Origin of the sequence: Escherichia sp. 93.1518 (assembly GCF_013368915.2) — a bacterium.
Taxonomy (GTDB): Bacteria; Pseudomonadota; Gammaproteobacteria; order Enterobacterales; family Enterobacteriaceae; genus Escherichia; species Escherichia ruysiae.
Genome location: NZ_JABWMT020000033.1, coordinates 1 through 18,639 on the forward strand (window position 1 = coordinate 1; position 18,639 = coordinate 18,639).

Sequence of the window (18,639 nt, forward strand, 5' to 3'; positions counted from 1 at the left end):
AACTCGCGACCCCGACCTTGGCAAGGTCGTGCTCTACCAACTGAGCTATTCCCGCGTACTACTTAATTTTTGCTTTCGTAATTTCGCATTTCTGCGTCGTTACGGGAGGCGCATTATACGAGAAATCTTTCCCTCTGCAACCCCCCTAAAAATTTTTTTTTGAGTTTTTATCTCAAGTGCTGAAATTATCAGCAAGAAGTTCAATTTAGCGCCAAACCCACGCCGCCGCAAGTGGAATCCGGCGGTTACGTGACCAGGAAAAATTTTACAGCTTGATAAAATGTTCGCGGTAGTAAGCCAGCTCCGCCACCGATTCACGGATATCATCCATCGCCTGATGCGTCCCCTGCTTGGTAAAACCATCAAGAATTTCCGGCTTCCAGCGGCGCGCCAGCTCTTTCAGGGTGCTGACATCAAGATAACGGTAGTGGAAGTAGGCTTCCAGCTCCGGCATGTATTTAAACAGGAAGCGACGGTCCTGACCGATGCTGTTACCGCAAATCGGCGATTTTCCCGCAGGCACCCACTGTTTTAAAAATTCGAGCGTTGCCAGTTCAGCTTCCCGATCGCCCATCGTGCTCGCTTTCACGCGCTCCACCAGCCCGCTGGCGGTATGGGTACGGACATTCCAGTCATCCATCAGCGCCAGCTGTTCATCGGACTGATGTACTGCAATGGTCGGCCCTTCTGCCAGAATATTCAGGTTGGCATCGGTCACCAGCGTGGCAATCTCAATAATGCGATCGCGCTCGGGATCCAGACCGGTCATCTCAAGATCGATCCAAATCAGGTTGTTTTCATTGGCACTCATGCTATTTTCCACCCATTCACAGTGACTATATTGATCCACAATTGCGTGTATCATAGATGTTTTGCCCATCAGGGGCGACCAGGAGTCAGTACGATTGAGTAAAAATAAACTCTCCAAAGGCCAACAGCGCCGTGTGAACGCCAATCACCAGCGTCGTCTTAAAACGTCTAAGGAGAAGCCCGACTACGACGACAATCTGTTTGGCGAGCCTGATGAAGGTATCGTCATCAGCCGTTTTGGTATGCACGCTGATGTGGAATCCGCAGACGGCGAAGTTCACCGCTGCAATATTCGCCGTACCATCCGTTCGCTGGTAACCGGCGATCGCGTGGTCTGGCGTCCGGGTAAACCAGCGGCAGAAGGCGTAAATGTCAAAGGGATCGTGGAAGCGGTGCATGAGCGCACCTCGGTGTTGACGCGCCCGGATTTCTACGACGGCGTGAAACCTATTGCCGCCAACATCGACCAGATTGTCATTGTCTCCGCTATTTTGCCGGAGCTGTCGCTCAATATTATCGACCGTTACCTGGTGGCCTGCGAAACCTTGCAGATTGAACCGATTATCGTGCTCAACAAGATAGACCTGCTGGACGACGAAGGCATGGCATTCGTCAACGAGCAGATGGATATTTATCGCAACATCGGTTATCGCGTATTGATGGTTTCCAGCCATACTCAGGATGGGCTGAAACCGCTGGAAGAGGCGTTGACCGGGCGCATCAGCATTTTTGCCGGACAGTCCGGCGTCGGCAAATCCAGTCTGCTTAACGCGCTGCTGGGGCTGCAAAAAGAGATCCTGACCAACGATGTCTCGGACAACTCCGGTCTCGGTCAGCACACCACCACTGCTGCCCGGCTGTATCACTTTCCGCACGGCGGCGATGTCATTGATTCCCCTGGCGTACGTGAATTTGGCCTCTGGCATCTGGCACCGGAACAAATCACTCAAGGCTTTGTCGAATTTCATGATTACTTAGGCCTGTGTAAATATCGCGATTGCAAACACGATACCGATCCGGGCTGCGCAATCCGTGAAGCGGTTGATGAGGGGAAAATCGCGGAAACTCGTTTCGAAAACTATCACCGTATTCTGGAAAGCATGGCGCAGGTAAAAACGCGTAAAAACTTTTCTGATACGGATGACTGACAATTAAGCTAACCGTCGTTAGAATCGTCCCCTTTTTTTCAGGATCCGGCATGAACGCCGGATCAGGAACGACAAAACAATGGCCTGGAGGCTACCTTGTTAAATTCATTTAAACTTTCGCTACAGTACATTCTGCCAAAACTATGGCTTACTCGCCTGGCGGGTTGGGGCGCAAGCAAGCGGGCAGGATGGCTGACAAAACTGGTTATCGATCTGTTCGTTAAATACTACAAGGTCGACATGCAAGAGGCACAAAAGCCGGACACCGCCAGTTACCGCACCTTTAACGAATTTTTTGTCCGTCCGTTGCGTGACGAAGTACGCCCAATCGATACCGATCCAAATGTCCTGGTCATGCCTGCCGATGGCGTTATTAGCCAGTTAGGTAAAATCGAAGAAGATAAAATCCTGCAAGCCAAAGGCCACAACTACAGCCTCGAAGCCCTGCTGGCGGGTAACTACCTGATGGCGGATCTTTTCCGCAATGGTACGTTTGTGACCACTTACCTCTCCCCGCGTGACTACCACCGCGTACATATGCCGTGCAACGGCATTCTGCGGGAGATGATCTACGTGCCGGGCGATCTCTTCTCCGTTAACCATCTCACCGCTCAGAACGTGCCAAATCTGTTTGCCCGCAACGAACGCGTAATCTGCCTGTTCGATACCGAATTTGGCCCGATGGCGCAGATTCTGGTCGGTGCTACGATTGTTGGCAGCATTGAGACGGTCTGGGCGGGCACCATTACGCCGCCGCGCGAAGGCATCATCAAACGCTGGATCTGGCCTGCAGGGGAAAACGACGGCTCCGTGGCACTGCTGAAAGGCCAGGAAATGGGGCGCTTTAAACTCGGCTCTACCGTTATCAACCTGTTTGCACCGGGTAAAGTGAATCTGGTTGAGCAACTGGCAAGCCTTTCTGTCACTAAGATTGGTCAGCCACTGGCAGTATCTACCGAACCCTTTGTTACCCCAGAAGCTGAACCTGCCCCGCTTCCTGCTGAAGAGATCCAGGCAGAACACGACGCCAGCCCATTGGTTGACGACAACAAAGACCAGGTCTAATCCATCAAAGGAAACGCTGACGTGCGCCTGATTATCACTTTTCTGATGGCCTGGTGCCTCAGTTGGGGGGCGTACGCCGCGACGGCCCCCGATAGCAAACAAATCACCCAGGAACTGGAGCAGGCAAAAGCGGCGAAACCCGCGCAGCCAGAAGTCGTAGAGGCGCTCCAGTCTGCCTTAAATGCGCTTGAGGAGCAAAAAGGCTCCCTTGAGCGCATCAAGCAATATCAGCAAGTTATCGATAATTACCCCAAACTCTCCGCTACTCTGCGCGCGCAGTTGAACAACATGCGTGATGAGCCGCGCAGCGTGTCGCCGGGGATGTCTACCGACGCGCTGAATCAGGAAATTCTCCAGGTCAGCAGTCAATTGCTGGATAAAAGCCGTCAGGCTCAGCAAGAACAGGAGCGCGCCCGCGAGATTGCGGATTCGCTGAATCAACTGCCGCAACAGCAAACCGACGCCCGCCGCCAGTTGAATGAAATCGAGCGTCGTCTCGGGACACTTACGGGAAATAGTCCACTTAATCAGGCGCAAAATTTCGCGTTGCAGGCCGACTCCGCGCGTTTGAAATCATTGGTCGATGAGCTCGAACTGGCACAACTTTCCGCCAATAACCGTCAGGAACTGGCGCGTCTGCGTTCGGCACTGGCAGAAAAAGAGAGTCAACAACTGGATGCGTATTTGCAGGCATTGCGTAACCAGTTGAATAGCCAACGCCAGCTTGAGGCTGAACGGGCACTCGAAAGCACTGAATTACTGGCAGAAAGCAGTGCCGATTTGCCGAAAGATATCGTCGCTCAATTCAAAATTAACCGCGAACTGTCGGCGGCGTTGAATCAGCAGGCGCAGCGGATGGATCTCGTCGCTTCACAGCAACGTCAGGCTACCAGCCAGACGTTGCAGGTTCGGCAGGCGCTGAATACGCTACGTGAACAATCACAATGGCTGGGTTCGTCAAACCTGCTCGGCGAAGCACTGCGGGCGCAGGTGGCACGACTGCCGGAAATGCCCAAACCGCAGCAACTGGATACTGAAATGGCGCAGTTGCGCGTGCAACGGTTACGTTATGAGGATCTCCTCAATAAACAGCCGCTGCTACGGCAAATCCATCAGGCCGACGGTCAACCACTTACCGCCGAACAAAACCGTATTCTTGAAGCACAATTGCGTACTCAGCGTGAGTTACTGAACTCCTTACTCCAGGGTGGCGACACGCTACTGCTTGAACTGACCAAGCTGAAAGTCTCCAACGGACAACTGGAAGATGCGCTGAAAGAGGTCAATGAAGCGACGCACCGCTATCTGTTCTGGACCTCTGACGTGCGCCCGATGACCATCGCCTGGCCGCTGGAGATCGCTCAGGATCTGCGCCGTCTGATCTCGCTGGACACCTTCAGCCAGTTAGGTAAAGCCACCATGATGATGCTGACCAGCAAAGAGACGATTTTGCCGCTGTTTGGCGCGTTGATTCTGGTCGGTTGCAGTATTTACTCGCGCCGCTATTTCACCCGTTTTCTTGAACGTTCGGCAGCGAAAGTCGGCAAAGTCACCCAGGATCACTTCTGGCTGACGTTGCGCACCCTTTTCTGGTCGATTCTCGTCGCATCACCGCTGCCAGTGCTGTGGATGACGCTGGGTTACGGCTTGCGCGAGGCGTGGCCTTATCCGCTGGCGGTAGCGATTGGCGATGGCGTAACGGCCACCGTGCCGCTGCTGTGGGTAGTGATGATTTGTGCCACCTTTGCCCGCCCGAACGGCTTGTTTATCGCTCATTTTGGCTGGCCGCGCGAACGGGTTTCCCGTGGGATGCGCTACTATCTGATGAGCATCGGGCTTATTGTGCCGCTGATTATGGCGCTGATGATGTTCGATAATCTCGACGACCGCGAGTTTTCCGGTTCGCTGGGACGTCTTTGCTTTATCCTCATTTGCGGTGCACTGGCGGTAGTCACACTCAGCCTGAAAAAAGCCGGTATCCCGCTGTATCTCAACAAAGAAGGTAGCGGTGACAACATTGCTAACCATATGTTGTGGAACATGATGATTGGCGCACCGCTGGTCGCTATTCTCGCCGCAGCGGTGGGTTATCTGGCAACGGCGCAAGCTCTGCTGGCAAGGCTGGAAACATCGGTCGCCATCTGGTTCCTGTTGCTGGTGGTTTATCATGTTATCCGCCGCTGGATGCTGATCCAGCGACGCAGGCTGGCGTTTGACCGGGCGAAGCATCGCCGGGCAGAGATGTTAGCGCAACGTGCGCGTGGCGAAGAAGAAGCGCATCATCACAGTAGCCCGGAAGGGGCAATTGAAGTCGATGAAAGCGAAGTCGATCTCGATGCTATCAGCGCACAATCCTTACGGCTGGTGCGTTCAATCCTGATGCTGATCGCCCTGCTTTCGGTCATTGTGCTGTGGTCGGAAATCCATTCCGCTTTTGGCTTCCTCGAAAATATTTCGCTATGGGATGTCACATCCACAGTGCAGGGCGTGGAAAGTCTGGAACCGATTACCCTCGGTGCGGTGCTGATTGCCATTCTGGTGTTTATTATCACCACGCAGCTGGTGCGCAACCTGCCCGCGCTGCTGGAGCTGGCGATTTTGCAGCACCTCGATTTAACGCCGGGTACGGGCTACGCCATCACCACCATCACCAAATATCTGCTGATGCTGATTGGCGGGCTGGTCGGCTTCTCGATGATTGGTATTGAGTGGTCGAAATTGCAGTGGCTGGTCGCTGCGCTCGGTGTTGGTCTCGGCTTTGGTTTGCAGGAGATTTTCGCCAACTTTATCTCTGGCCTGATTATCCTGTTCGAAAAACCGATTCGCATTGGCGATACGGTGACAATTCGCGATCTCACCGGTAGCGTGACGAAAATTAACACCCGTGCCACCACCATCAGCGACTGGGACCGTAAAGAGATTATTGTGCCAAACAAGGCGTTTATTACTGAGCAGTTTATCAACTGGTCGCTCTCTGACTCAGTCACACGCGTGGTGTTGACGATTCCGGCTCCTGCCGATGCCAACAGTGAAGAAGTGACGGAGATCCTGCTAACCGCAGCACGCCGCTGTTCGCTGGTAATCGACAATCCGGCGCCGGAAGCCTTCCTGGTGGATCTGCAACAGGGGGTTCAGATTTTCGAATTGCGTATTTACGCCGCTGAAATGGGACACCGGATGCCGCTGCGCCATGAGATCCACCAGTTGATTCTGGCAGGCTTCCACGCCCACGGTATTGATATGCCATTCCCGCCCTTCCAGATGCGTCTGGAAAGCCTGAACGGTAAACAAACGGGAAGAACATTAACTTCTGCGGGTAGACGTCGCCAGGCGGGAAGTTTGTAATGTGTGAAGCTGCCAAATGACGCCAACGTGACTAATTTAGCAGCTTAGCATCATCTTCAGTTATCTCCGGCTCCGGAGAGTATCATCCATAACGCATTTCTTCCTGACAACTCATCGCCGGACTGGCGATGAGTTGTTATTGCAGACAATCAATCTAAAGTTAACTCAGGCTGACTCGCCATGCGGCTGCAATAGTTCTGGTAAATCGCCATCGCTAACAGAGAGAAGAAGACAGGGCCGCCAATCATCCACAATGTGCTGTCCCAGTCTCCGGCCTCAACCACTGGCTGGATGATGGTGAAGACGTTCGCAAAAGTCACCACCAGTACGACAACCACCGTCGCGATCATTGCCGACATATGCGTTTTGAAAATCACAAACGGTCTGTCGAGATCCTGACGCGCTTTAAAGAACGGGAAAGCCAGCGCGAGGAACAGATACGGAATGGTCATGGAAACGTTCGCCATCAGCGTCAGCTTGTTAAAGAACGCCGATGCGGTGCCGCCGCCAAAGGAAACCAGCAGGATGAAGACAGTAACCAACCCACACTGCATCCACATGGCAATGGACGGCATCCCCATGGCGTTCAGGCGCGTCATCGGCTCCGGCCACAAGGCTTTCGGCGTTCCCTGGATGATTGCTTTCAGTGGTGAATAGCAGAGCGTAAAGAACGCACCGGTGTAAGCGAGGAACATGGAAAGTCCGGTAATACGCGCAAACCATACGCCCAGCGACAATGACGCTTCAGGTGATAAATGCAGCGCGTTACCCAGCGACATCCCCAGGCTCTTCATCAGCACATAGGTAATATTGCCGAGGTTAACAGAACCATTACTTAATACCTGCTGCCAGTTAGTGCTGACGCCCCATAAGAATATTGCCAACGAATAACCGATTGAAATAACAATAGCGGCAAAAACAATACCTTTAGCAAAGTTCTTTTCTGGGTTTTCCGTTTTATCTACCAGTCCACCTACAGCCTCAATTCCGCCATAAGCAAAAATGGCAAATACGACAAAAGATAACATCGCCAGTCCGGACTGATATCCCGGATTCGGTGATGCCAGGAAATTAATATCCTGCGCGAAATGCCCACCATTTAATAACAAAATAGTAATGCTTACTAACAGCAATACTAAATTAAGACACATTACTGCAATACCGCCCACCGCAGTAATACGGGCAATTTTATTAATCCCTTTCGAGGCAACGACGGTAACCAGAATCATCCATGCTACAGCCAGCAGCCCAACCACCTGCGTAGGCTCAAGCCCAGCAATGCGCCAGTGCTGGGTCATATCGCTACCATAGAGGAAAGTAGAAAACGGCACCCAGACTTTAGCGGAGGTACTCACCATCCAAATGATATAAGAGGAAAACCACATAAATGTGCCGATGAAAGCAAAACGTGGTCCAACGCTATTATTCATCCAGGAATAGATACCGCCTTCTTCTTTGCGATAGGCAGCCCCCATTTCAGCCATCATTAAGGCGAATGGAATAAAGAATAATAATGCAGAAAATATATACCACGGAATCGCACTATATCCCATTAAATAATAAGCCGAAGGGCTATTCGCAAAACCGAATACTGAAGTAAAGATCATCAGTATGAGTCCAATTAGACTCATCTTTTTTATCGTGTGAGGCATGAAATCATCCTTCATTTCAGCGCGCATATTAAACGCGCCAACTAACTGCACTACCCACCGATTGGTGGGCAACAATAAAACTAAAACAGAATTGATACCCGGATGATAGCAAACATCCAGTCTTAAATTGTGCGCTTTAGCGGAAAAATGAAAACATATGCTACAGAATGGCGCTGACTACGCCATTCTATGTTGATTTATGGCTAATTTTTCAGAATTATGCCCGGTCGACACTAAAGGCGATCACTTCTGCCAGTGTCTCCGCGCCCAGTGCTAACATCACCAGGCGGTCAACACCTAACGCCACGCCGGAACAGTCGGGCATACCAACTTCAAGAGCTTCGATCAGGTTATGGTCGATAGGATGCTGCGGTAAACCACGTGCCGCACGTTTACGGTTATCCTGTTCAAAGCGTTGTTGCTGTTCACGGGCATCCGTCAATTCATGGAAACCATTCGCCAGCTCAATACCTTTGTAGTAGACCTCGAAGCGTTCTGCGACTCGATGATCCTCGGTACTGATTTGTGCCAGTGATGCCTGAGTGGCTGGAAAATGGTACACAAAAGTTGGTTTCTCTTTACCAATGTTCGGTTCCACACCAAAGGTAAACAACAGTTGCAGCAGCGTGTCGCGGTCTTCTTCGGTATCTGCAACGTTGCTGAGATCCAGCTTTGCCGCCACTTCCCGCAACTGCGTTTTATCAGCAGAGAGCGGATCAATTTCCAGATAACGCAAGAAGACTTGCTGATAAGAAAGGCTTTCTGCTGCCGGGCAGTCCAGCACCTGTTGCAGAAGATCGTCCACCTCGTTCATCAACCGGTACATATCATAGTGCGGTCGATACCACTCCAGCATCGTGAACTCAGGGTTGTGATAACGACCCATCTCTTCATTACGAAAGCTGCGGCACAGCTGGAATACCGGACCACAACCGGCAACCAACAGGCGTTTCATATGGTATTCCGGGCTGGTCATTAACCAGAGATTCATCCCCTGCGAATGCCCGGGGCCAACGAAACGTGTCTCAAACGGGACCAGATGAATATCGGTTACCGTCGCCTGGCTCATACAAGGCGTCTCCACCTCCAGCACTCCACGATCGGCAAAGAAACGACGGATCTCCGCCATAATCGCCGCGCGCTTTAATAAGTTAGGAATGGATGCGCTCGGCTGCCAGGATGCCGTTTCGCTCATAGTAAAATCTCCAGTTTTTAACAAGGGCACGAAGTCTACTCGCAACGCGACGGCGAGACAAATTTTACGCAGGAATCAATCAACGGTGGGCAGTGACTAAAAAAACCACAACATGATGCTTTAGTAATTAAATTAATCATCTTCAGTGATAATTTAGCCCCCTGGCACGCTAAAAAAATCGATCTCGTCAAATTTCAGACTTATCCATCAGACTATACTGTTGTACCTATAAAGGAGCAGTGGAATAGCGTTCGCAGACCGTAACTTTCAGATACTTACCCTGAAGTACGGTGCTGCGGGATAAAAACAATCTGGAGGAATGTCGTGCAAACCTTTCAAGCCGATCTTGCCATTGTAGGTGCCGGTGGCGCGGGATTACGTGCTGCAATTGCTGCCGCGCAGGCAAATCCAAATGCAAAAATCGCACTAATCTCAAAAGTATACCCGATGCGCAGCCATACCGTTGCCGCTGAAGGGGGCTCAGCCGCTGTCGCGCAGGATCATGACAGCTTCGAATATCACTTTCACGATACAGTAGCGGGTGGCGACTGGTTATGTGAGCAGGATGTTGTGGATTATTTCGTCCACCACTGCCCAACCGAAATGACCCAACTGGAACTGTGGGGATGCCCATGGAGCCGTCGCCCGGATGGTAGCGTCAACGTCCGTCGCTTCGGCGGCATGAAAATCGAGCGTACCTGGTTCGCCGCCGATAAGACCGGCTTCCATATGCTGCACACGCTGTTCCAGACTTCTCTGCAATTCCCGCAGATCCAGCGTTTTGACGAACACTTCGTGCTGGATATTCTGGTCGATGATGGTCATGTTCGCGGCCTTGTAGCCATGAACATGATGGAAGGTACGTTGGTGCAGATCCGCGCTAATGCAGTAGTTATGGCAACCGGCGGTGCGGGTCGCGTATATCGCTACAACACCAATGGTGGCATCGTAACTGGTGACGGTATGGGTATGGCACTGAGCCATGGCGTTCCGCTGCGTGATATGGAATTTGTTCAGTATCACCCTACCGGCCTGCCGGGTTCCGGTATCCTGATGACCGAAGGTTGCCGTGGTGAAGGCGGTATTCTGGTCAACAAAAACGGCTACCGTTATCTGCAAGACTACGGTATGGGCCCGGAAACGCCGCTGGGCGAGCCGAAAAACAAATACATGGAACTGGGTCCGCGTGACAAAGTTTCTCAGGCCTTCTGGCACGAATGGCGTAAAGGTAACACCATCTCCACGCCACGCGGCGATGTGGTTTATCTCGACCTGCGTCATCTGGGCGAGAAAAAACTGCACGAACGTCTGCCGTTCATCTGTGAACTGGCGAAAGCGTACGTTGGCGTCGATCCGGTTAAAGAACCGATTCCGGTACGTCCGACCGCGCACTACACCATGGGCGGTATCGAAACCGATCAAAACTGCGAAACCCGTATTAAAGGTCTGTTTGCCGTTGGCGAATGTTCCTCTGTTGGTCTGCACGGTGCAAACCGTCTGGGTTCCAACTCGCTGGCGGAACTGGTGGTCTTCGGTCGTCTGGCGGGTGAGCAAGCTATGGAACGCGCATCTACTGCTGGTAATGGCAACGATGCGGCAATCAATGCCCAGGTTGCTGGCGTTGAGCAGCGCCTGAAAGATCTGGTTAACCAGGATGGCGGCGAAAACTGGGCGAAGATCCGCGACGAAATGGGCCAGTCCATGGAAGAAGGTTGCGGTATCTACCGTACACCGGAACTGATGCAGAAAACCATCGACAAACTGGCGGAACTGCAAGAACGCTTCAAGCGCGTGCGTATCACCGACACTTCCAGCGTGTTCAACACCGACCTGCTCTACACCATTGAGCTGGGTCATGGGCTGAACGTTGCTGAATGTATGGCACACTCCGCGATGGCACGTAAAGAATCTCGCGGCGCGCACCAGCGTCTGGACGAAGGTTGCACCGAGCGTGACGACGTCAACTTCCTCAAACACACCCTCGCCTTCCGCGATGCTGATGGCACTACTCGCCTGGAGTACAGCGACGTGAAGATTACTACGCTGCCGCCAGCTAAACGCGTTTACGGTGGCGAAGCGGATGCAGCCGATAAGGCGGAAGCAGCCAATAAGAAGGAGAAGGCGAATGGCTGAGATGAAGAACCTGAAAATCGAGGTGGTGCGCTATAACCCGGAAGCCGATACCGCACCGCATAGCGCATTCTATGAAGTGCCTTATGACGCAACCACCTCATTACTGGATGCGCTGGGCTATATCAAAGACAACCTGGCACCAGACCTGAGCTACCGCTGGTCCTGCCGTATGGCGATTTGTGGTTCCTGCGGCATGATGGTTAACAACGTACCGAAACTGGCATGTAAAACCTTCCTGCGCGACTACACCGACGGTATGAAGGTTGAAGCGTTAGCTAACTTCCCGATCGAACGCGATCTGGTCGTCGATATGACCCACTTCATCGAAAGTCTGGAAGCGATCAAACCGTACATCATCGGCAACTCCCGCACTGCGGATCAGGGTACTAACATTCAGACCCCGGCGCAGATGGCGAAGTATCACCAGTTCTCCGGTTGCATCAACTGTGGTCTGTGCTACGCCGCGTGCCCGCAGTTTGGCCTGAACCCAGAGTTCATCGGTCCGGCTGCCATTACGCTGGCGCATCGTTATAACGAAGATAGCCGCGACCACGGTAAGAAGGAGCGTATGGCGCAGTTAAACAGTCAGAACGGCGTATGGAGCTGTACTTTCGTGGGCTACTGCTCCGAAGTCTGCCCGAAACACGTCGATCCGGCTGCGGCCATTCAGCAGGGCAAAGTAGAAAGTTCGAAAGACTTTCTTATCGCGACCCTGAAACCACGCTAAGGAGTGCAACATGACGACTAAACGTAAACCGTATGTACGGCCAATGACGTCCACCTGGTGGAAAAAATTGCCGTTTTATCGCTTTTACATGCTGCGCGAAGGCACGGCGGTTCCGGCTGTGTGGTTCAGCATTGAACTGATTTTCGGGCTGTTTGCCCTGAAAAATGGCCCGGAATCCTGGGCGGGATTCGTCGACTTTTTACAAAACCCGGTTATCGTGATTATTAACCTGATCACTCTGGCGGCAGCCCTGCTGCACACCAAAACCTGGTTTGAGCTGGCACCGAAAGCGGCCAATATCATTGTAAAAGACGAAAAAATGGGACCAGAGCCAATTATCAAAAGTCTCTGGGCGGTAACTGTGGTTGCCACCATCGTAATCCTGTTTGTTGCCCTGTACTGGTAAGGAGCCTGAGATGATTAATCCAAATCCAAAGCGTTCTGACGAACCGGTATTCTGGGGCCTCTTCGGGGCCGGTGGTATGTGGAGCGCAATCATTGCGCCGGTGATGATCCTGCTGGTTGGCATTCTGCTACCACTGGGGCTGTTTCCGGGTGATGCACTGAGCTATGAGCGCGTTCTGGCGTTCGCACAGAGCTTCATTGGTCGCGTATTCCTGTTCCTGATGATCGTCCTGCCGCTGTGGTGTGGTTTACACCGTATGCACCACGCGATGCACGATCTGAAAATCCACGTGCCTGCGGGCAAATGGGTTTTCTACGGCCTGGCTGCTATCCTGACAGTTGTCACGCTGATTGGTATCGTTACAATCTAACGTATCGCCAATGTAAATCCGGCCCGCCTATGGCGGGCCGTTTTGTATGGAAACCAGACCTATGTTCAAAACGACGCTCTGCGCCTTATTAATTACCGCCTCTTGCTCCACATTTGCTGCCCCTCAACAAATCAACGATATTGTGCATCGCGCAATTAATCCGCTTATAGAGCAACAAAAAATCCCTGGTATGGCGGTTGCGGTGATTTATCAGGGCAAGCCCTATTACTTTACCTGGGGCTATGCGGACGTAGCAAAAAAGCAGCCCGTCACACAGCAAACGTTGTTTGAGTTAGGTTCGGTCAGCAAAACATTTACGGGTGTGCTCGGTGGCGACGCTATTGCACGAGGGGAAATCAACCTAAGCGATCCCGCGACAAAATACTGGCCTGAACTTACTGCTAAACAGTGGAACGGGATCACGCTATTACATCTTGCAACCTACACCGCTGGCGGCCTGCCGTTACAGGTGCCCGATGAAGTGAAGTCCTCAGGCGACTTGCTACGTTTCTATCAAAACTGGCTGCCCACCTGGGCACCAGGAACACAGCGTCTGTATGCCAACTCCAGTATCGGTTTGTTCGGCGCGCTGGCTGTGAAGCCGTCTGGTTTGAGCTTTGAACAGGCGATGCAAGCTCGTGTCTTCCAGCCACTCAAACTCACCCATACGTGGATTAATGTGCCACCCGCAGAAGAAAAGAATTACGCCTGGGGGTATCGCGAAGGTAAGGCCGTGCATGTTTCGCCAGGGGCGTTAGATGCTGAAGCGTACGGTGTGAAATCAACCATTGAAGATATGGCTCGCTGGGCGCAGAGCAATATGAATCCCCGTGATATCAACGACAAAACACTTCAGCAAGGTATCCAGTTGGCGCAGTCGCGCTACTGGCAAACTGGCGACATGTATCAAGGTCTGGGCTGGGAAATGCTGGACTGGCCGGTGGATCCAGACAGCATCATTAATGGCAGCGACAGTAAAATTGCGCTGGCAGCACGACCAGTAAAAGCGATTACGCCCCCTGCCCCTGCGGTACGTGCATCATGGGTACATAAAACAGGCGCGACCGGCGGGTTTGGTAGCTACATCGCATTTATTCCAGAGAAAGAGCTGGGGATTGTGATGCTGGCTAACAAAAACTATCCGAATCCAGCGAGAGTCGCTGCCGCCTGGCAAATTCTCAACGCTTTGCAATAACAACGCAGATGGTCCGAATTTTCGGACCTTTTATCCGCTTTTCCTTGCTGTCATCTACACTTAGAAAAAAACCAGTAAGGAAACATCTATGCGCCTGCTCCCTCTCGTTGCCGCAGCGACAGCGGCATTTCTGGTCGTTGCCTGTAGTTCACCTACACCGCCGCGTGGCGTTACTGTGGTAAATAATTTTGATACCAAACGCTATCTGGGTACGTGGTATGAGATTGCCCGTTTTGATCACCGTTTTGAACGTGGACTGGAGAAAGTGACCGCGACGTATAGCCTGCGGGATGACGGCGGCCTGAATGTCATTAATAAAGGCTATAACCCTGACAGAGAAATGTGGCAGCAGAGTGAAGGGAAAGCGTACTTTACCGGCGCACCAACTCGCGCTGCGCTGAAAGTGTCATTCTTTGGTCCTTTCTATGGCGGTTATAACGTCATTGCACTTGATCGGGAATACCGCCATGCGCTGGTTTGCGGCCCGGATCGCGATTACCTGTGGATACTCTCCCGCACCCCAACCATTTCTGACGAAGTTAAACAGGAGATGCTGGCAGTCGCGACCCGGGAAGGGTTTGATGTCAGTAAGTTTATTTGGGTACAGCAGCCCGGCAGTTAATGGGTGCTAAGTTTCAGACCAATAATCCCCAGTACGATTAATGCCAGACTTGCCAGGCGCATCGGGTTAGCGGACTCACCGAGCAGTACAATGCCGGTAATCGCCGCACCGACTGCGCCAATTCCCGTCCAGACCGCATAAGCCGTCCCTACAGGTAACGATTTCATCGCCCAGGCAAGTAGCGCCATACTGATGATCATCGCCGTCACGGTAATAACACTTGGCGTCAGGCGACTAAAACCGTGGGTATATTTCAGGCCAACGGCCCATACCACTTCCAGCAGACCAGCAATAACTAAGATAATCCAGGACATATCAGACTCCGGAGATTTGGGGCCGTCCCCGGTGAAAAGAAGCGTTCGCAGGTCGTCCTGCAAAGCTGATGGTGAAGGAGGTATTTTGCCGATTTAAGAGGAAATTTCAACGGTTACGGCAGTGATTACCGCCGAGAAAAACAAACGGCACGACAAATCTGCCGTACCGTTATTGCTTATTGCTGCGCTTTCGTCGCTGCGCCAGAAATCGCGTTACCGCCATCAGAGATGTCTTCACCAACGCCACGCGTGGTGTTGCAGGCGGTTAATACTGTTGAAAGCACCAGAACAGAAAAGATCGCTGCAATTGTCTTCTTAACCATAACGTCTTCCTTTTAGGTAATGTTATTTGTGTTTGCCTATAGCAAATTAATAATAGACAACATCACCAAAAATGACGGAAATCTGATGATTTTTAGGAAGTGAAGAATAAATTAGCTGGCAGCGCGGGAGATGGAATTACCAAGATGTTTGATGTCTTCGCCGAAACCCCGAGCGGTGTTACAGCCCGTAAGCAGCGTGCTGGCAAGCAAAACAAGAACGATAAGGCGTTTCATCATCTCTGACCTGAATAAGTGACGGTGCAGCCAGCAGGCCGCACCACAACCGCATTACTTCACGCGAGAGACGTATTCACCAGAGCGGGTATCCACTTTGATGACTTCGCCGATCTGTACGAACAGCGGAACTTTAACCACAGCACCAGTAGACAGGGTAGCCGGTTTGCCGCCAGTACCTGCGGTATCGCCTTTCAGACCCGGATCGGTATCAACGATTTCCAGTTCAACGAAGTTCGGCGGAGTAACGGAGATCGGCTGACCATTCCACAGAGTTACAATGCACTCTGCCTGATCCAGCAGCCATTTAGCGTTGTCGCCAATTGCTTTCGCATCAGCAGACAGCTGCTCGAAGGTTTCGTTGTTCATGAAGTGCCAGAACTCACCGTCGTTGTACAGGTAAGTCAGGTTCATATCGACAACATCAGCGCCTTCAGCGGAATCAGTAGATTTGAAAGTTTTTTCTACGCGAGTACCAGTCAGCAGACGACGCAGTTTAACGCGAGCAAATGCCTGGCCTTTACCCGGTTTTACGAATTCACTCGCTTCAACCGCGTAAGGTTCGCCGTCTAACATGATTTTAAGACCAGCACGAAAATCGTTGCTATAGTACGTTGCCATAAGGCCCTCTGAAATTTGTTAATTGGTAGCTAAGCCACAAAATGGCGCATATTGTAACCCTAAATACCCCATCCAGAGAAGATTGGTTAACGCAACTTGCCGATGTTGTGACCGATCCTGATGAACTTCTGCGTCTTTTGAATATAGACGCGGACGAAAAACTGTTGGCCGGACGCAGCGCCAAAAAGCTGTTTGCCCTGCGTGTGCCCCGCTCATTTATCGATCGCATGGAGAAAGGCAATCCTGACGATCCACTTTTGCGTCAGGTACTTACCTCGCAAGATGAGTTTGTCGTCGCGCCCGGATTCTCCACCGACCCGCTGGAAGAACAGCACAGCGTAGTGCCTGGTTTGTTGCATAAATACCACAACCGGGCGCTACTGTTGGTTAAAGGCGGCTGCGCGGTAAATTGTCGCTACTGTTTCCGTCGCCACTTCCCGTATGCCGAAAATCAGGGCAACAAACGTAACTGGCAGGCGGCACTTGAGTATGTTGCGGCGCATCCGGAACTGGACGAGATTATTTTCTCCGGCGGCGATCCGTTGATGGCGAAAGATCACGAGCTGGACTGGCTGCTGACGCAACTGGAAGCAATCCCGCATATCAAACGTCTGCGCATCCACAGCCGTCTGCCGATTGTGATCCCCGCGCGCATCACAGAGGCGCTGGTTGAACGCTTTGCCCGTTCTACGCTGCAAATCTTGCTGGTGAATCACATCAACCATGCCAATGAGGTAGATGAAACATTCCGTCAGGCAATGGCTAAGTTGCGCCGCGTGGGCGTGACTTTGCTGAACCAGAGCGTTCTGTTACGTGGCGTGAATGATAACGCACAAACGCTGGCAAACCTGAGTAATGCGTTGTTCGATGCGGGCGTGATGCCGTATTACCTGCATGTGCTCGATAAAGTACAGGGCGCGGCGCATTTTATGGTGAGTGATGACGAAGCACGGCAGATTATGCGTGAGTTGCTGACACTGGTGTCGGGATATCTGGTGCCGAAACTGGCGCGCGAGATTGGCGGTGAACCCAGCAAAACGCCTCTGGATCTCCAGCTACGCCAGCAGTAACTGATTAACAGGGAAGTTAAACAGAAAATTGCCTGATGCGCTTCGCTTATCAGGCCTACATCGCGCATTGAAACTCAATGAGCTGTAGGCGGGATAAGGCATTTACGCCGCATCCGCCAAGAGCAACGAATACGAGAACAGAGACAGGTTATTAAACAGGGAAGTTTAATCTTTGCCCGTTGCATAACCTTTAATTATTCATTTACGTTGCTATTTTTACTCTTTATATAGCCAACACCAATAATTAAGTTTTCTTTTCTGTTTATATATAGAGTGAGCACTGCTATTTATGTTATTTTAACAACTATTACTAGCAAGCCCATTTACCTGGCTTATTAATTAAAATTAATTATTTGATTGAAAAATGGTTAGGGAGAACCTACATGGCCATAAGCATCAAGGGTGTTAATACCGGTGTTATTCGCAAGAGTAATAATTTCATTGCACTGGCGCTGAAAATTAAAGAGCCTCGCAATAAAGAATCGTTATTCTTTATGTCTGTTATGGAACTACGCGACCTACTGATTGCGCTAGAAAGTCGTCTGCATCAAAAGCATAAACTGGATGCTGATACACGTATTCAGTATGAGCAGGCTCGCGATAAAGTTATGAAGAAAATGGCAGAGAATATCCCAGAAATTCTGGTTGATGAGCTTAAAAATGCCGATATTAATCGCCGGGTTAACACGCTGGAACTTACCGAAAATCAGGGCGAAAATCTTACCTTTGTATTAACGCTACATGACGGTAGCAAATGTGAGTTAGTCGTTAATGAGTTGCAGATTGAAATGCTGGCGCGAGCAATCATTCATGCAATTAATAATGCTGAAATGCGTGAACTGGCATTGCGTATTACATCGCTATTAGATTTCCTGCCGTTATATGACGTCGACTGCCAGGACAATGGCAATCTGGAATATGACACTTATTCTCAGCCGGAATGGAAACATAATCTGTTTAGCCATTATCTGGCGGTGCTTTATCGCTTTAAAGATGAAAGTGGCAAAGAACAATTTAGCGGCGCGGTGGTGAAAACGCGTGAAGCGAAAGCGGGTAAAGAAATTGAGGCTATCACACGCCGGATGCTTGATTTCAGTCCACGGCTGAAAAAACTCGCGGGTGTGCCATCTCAGGTTTACGTTCGTACAGTAGCAGCAAATAACGCCCAACCGCTGACTCAGGATCAATGCTTACGCGCAATACATCACTTACGAGTTCAGTCCATCAGCAAGGCCGCGCCACAGGCGAAATAATCTCATCTTTTTGAATGCGAGGCTGGAGCCATCCAGCCTGGAATTACTGATAACGTCATCGTTGATCATGCCGGATGCGGCGAAAACGCCTTATCCGGCCTACAAATTCTCGAATATTCAATCAGTTGCAATGCTCGATGTAGACCTGATAAGCGA

At 51.3% G+C, this 18,639-nt stretch carries 18 protein-coding genes; 11 read left to right on the top strand and 7 right to left on the bottom strand.

Features of this window, described 5'->3' with window-relative positions:
* Positions 1-265: 265 nt before the first annotated feature.
* Positions 266-811, bottom strand: coding sequence for an oligoribonuclease (gene orn / locus HEN21_RS19000; protein WP_001295188.1), 546 nt, complete (start codon positions 809-811; stop codon positions 266-268).
* Positions 812-905: 94 nt separating this feature from the next.
* Between orn and rsgA the strand changes: the two genes are divergently transcribed.
* The 3 genes from rsgA to mscM all read left to right on the top strand — a co-directional run bounded on the left by rsgA (position 906) and on the right by mscM (position 6,368).
* Complete coding sequence (gene rsgA, locus HEN21_RS19005) at positions 906-1,958, top strand: small ribosomal subunit biogenesis GTPase RsgA (protein ID WP_000041984.1); 1,053 nt, start codon at positions 906-908, stop codon at positions 1,956-1,958.
* Between the two features lie 96 nt (positions 1,959-2,054).
* Positions 2,055-3,023 carry an archaetidylserine decarboxylase gene (gene asd / locus HEN21_RS19010; protein ID WP_000934943.1) on the top strand — a complete coding sequence of 323 codons (969 nt, stop codon included), beginning with the start codon at positions 2,055-2,057 and terminating at the stop codon, positions 3,021-3,023.
* Between the two features lie 21 nt (positions 3,024-3,044).
* Positions 3,045-6,368 (top strand): miniconductance mechanosensitive channel MscM, encoded by a 3,324-nt coding sequence (mscM, locus tag HEN21_RS19015; RefSeq protein ID WP_001236820.1) that lies wholly within the window; start codon positions 3,045-3,047, stop codon positions 6,366-6,368.
* Between the two features lie 149 nt (positions 6,369-6,517).
* Here the strand turns inward: mscM and yjeM are convergent, their stop codons facing one another.
* Positions 6,518-8,020, bottom strand: coding sequence for a glutamate/gamma-aminobutyrate family transporter YjeM (gene yjeM / locus HEN21_RS19020; RefSeq protein ID WP_010349887.1), 1,503 nt, complete (start codon positions 8,018-8,020; stop codon positions 6,518-6,520).
* Positions 8,021-8,237: 217 nt separating this feature from the next.
* Complete coding sequence (gene epmA, locus HEN21_RS19025; protein ID WP_176252608.1) at positions 8,238-9,215, bottom strand: elongation factor P--(R)-beta-lysine ligase; 978 nt, start codon at positions 9,213-9,215, stop codon at positions 8,238-8,240.
* A 324-nt stretch (positions 9,216-9,539) separates the two neighbouring features.
* Between epmA and frdA the strand changes: the two genes are divergently transcribed.
* From frdA to blc, 6 genes are all read left to right on the top strand, one after another.
* Positions 9,540-11,348 carry a fumarate reductase (quinol) flavoprotein subunit gene (gene frdA, locus HEN21_RS19030; protein WP_001192969.1) on the top strand — a complete coding sequence of 603 codons (1,809 nt, stop codon included), beginning with the start codon at positions 9,540-9,542 and terminating at the stop codon, positions 11,346-11,348.
* Positions 11,341-12,075 carry a fumarate reductase iron-sulfur protein gene (gene frdB / locus HEN21_RS19035; protein WP_099098083.1) on the top strand — a complete coding sequence of 245 codons (735 nt, stop codon included), beginning with the start codon at positions 11,341-11,343 and terminating at the stop codon, positions 12,073-12,075. The genes frdA and frdB overlap by 8 nt, the downstream gene beginning before the upstream one ends.
* A gap of 10 nt (positions 12,076-12,085) precedes the next feature.
* Positions 12,086-12,481 (top strand): fumarate reductase subunit FrdC, encoded by a 396-nt coding sequence (frdC, locus tag HEN21_RS19040; RefSeq protein WP_000208763.1) that lies wholly within the window; start codon positions 12,086-12,088, stop codon positions 12,479-12,481.
* Positions 12,482-12,491: 10 nt separating this feature from the next.
* Positions 12,492-12,851 carry a fumarate reductase subunit FrdD gene (frdD, locus tag HEN21_RS19045; protein WP_001299198.1) on the top strand — a complete coding sequence of 120 codons (360 nt, stop codon included), beginning with the start codon at positions 12,492-12,494 and terminating at the stop codon, positions 12,849-12,851.
* 61 nt (positions 12,852-12,912) lie between these two features.
* A complete protein-coding gene (locus tag HEN21_RS19050; protein WP_105285911.1) occupies positions 12,913-14,046 on the top strand; it encodes a BlaEC family class C beta-lactamase in 1,134 nt (377 codons plus the stop codon).
* Positions 14,047-14,134: 88 nt separating this feature from the next.
* Positions 14,135-14,668, top strand: a complete 534-nt coding sequence (gene blc / locus HEN21_RS19055) for a lipocalin Blc (protein ID WP_001238382.1) — start codon at positions 14,135-14,137, stop codon at positions 14,666-14,668.
* On the opposite strand, the gene sugE is transcribed toward blc, so the two are convergent.
* From sugE to efp, 4 genes are all read right to left on the bottom strand, one after another.
* Positions 14,665-14,982: a quaternary ammonium compound efflux SMR transporter SugE gene (sugE, locus tag HEN21_RS19060; RefSeq protein WP_000118476.1), complete on the bottom strand. Its 318-nt coding sequence runs from the start codon at positions 14,980-14,982 to the stop codon at positions 14,665-14,667. The genes blc and sugE overlap by 4 nt on opposite strands.
* Before the next feature lie 176 nt (positions 14,983-15,158).
* Complete coding sequence (ecnB, locus tag HEN21_RS19065) at positions 15,159-15,305, bottom strand: lipoprotein toxin entericidin B (RefSeq protein ID WP_000239596.1); 147 nt, start codon at positions 15,303-15,305, stop codon at positions 15,159-15,161.
* A gap of 111 nt (positions 15,306-15,416) precedes the next feature.
* Positions 15,417-15,542: a lipoprotein antitoxin entericidin A gene (gene ecnA, locus HEN21_RS19070; RefSeq protein ID WP_000977757.1), complete on the bottom strand. Its 126-nt coding sequence runs from the start codon at positions 15,540-15,542 to the stop codon at positions 15,417-15,419.
* A 51-nt stretch (positions 15,543-15,593) separates the two neighbouring features.
* Positions 15,594-16,160 carry an elongation factor P gene (gene efp / locus HEN21_RS19075; protein WP_000257278.1) on the bottom strand — a complete coding sequence of 189 codons (567 nt, stop codon included), beginning with the start codon at positions 16,158-16,160 and terminating at the stop codon, positions 15,594-15,596.
* Between the two features lie 41 nt (positions 16,161-16,201).
* Between efp and epmB the strand changes: the two genes are divergently transcribed.
* Together epmB and HEN21_RS19085 are read left to right on the top strand one after the other, a co-directional pair.
* Complete coding sequence (gene epmB, locus HEN21_RS19080) at positions 16,202-17,230, top strand: EF-P beta-lysylation protein EpmB (protein ID WP_000940511.1); 1,029 nt, start codon at positions 16,202-16,204, stop codon at positions 17,228-17,230.
* 383 nt (positions 17,231-17,613) lie between these two features.
* The gene (locus HEN21_RS19085) at positions 17,614-18,483 is read left to right on the top strand and encodes a YjeJ family protein (protein WP_001008065.1); all 870 of its coding nucleotides are present in this window, start codon (positions 17,614-17,616) and stop codon (positions 18,481-18,483) included.
* The last annotated feature ends 156 nt before the right edge of the window (positions 18,484-18,639 follow it).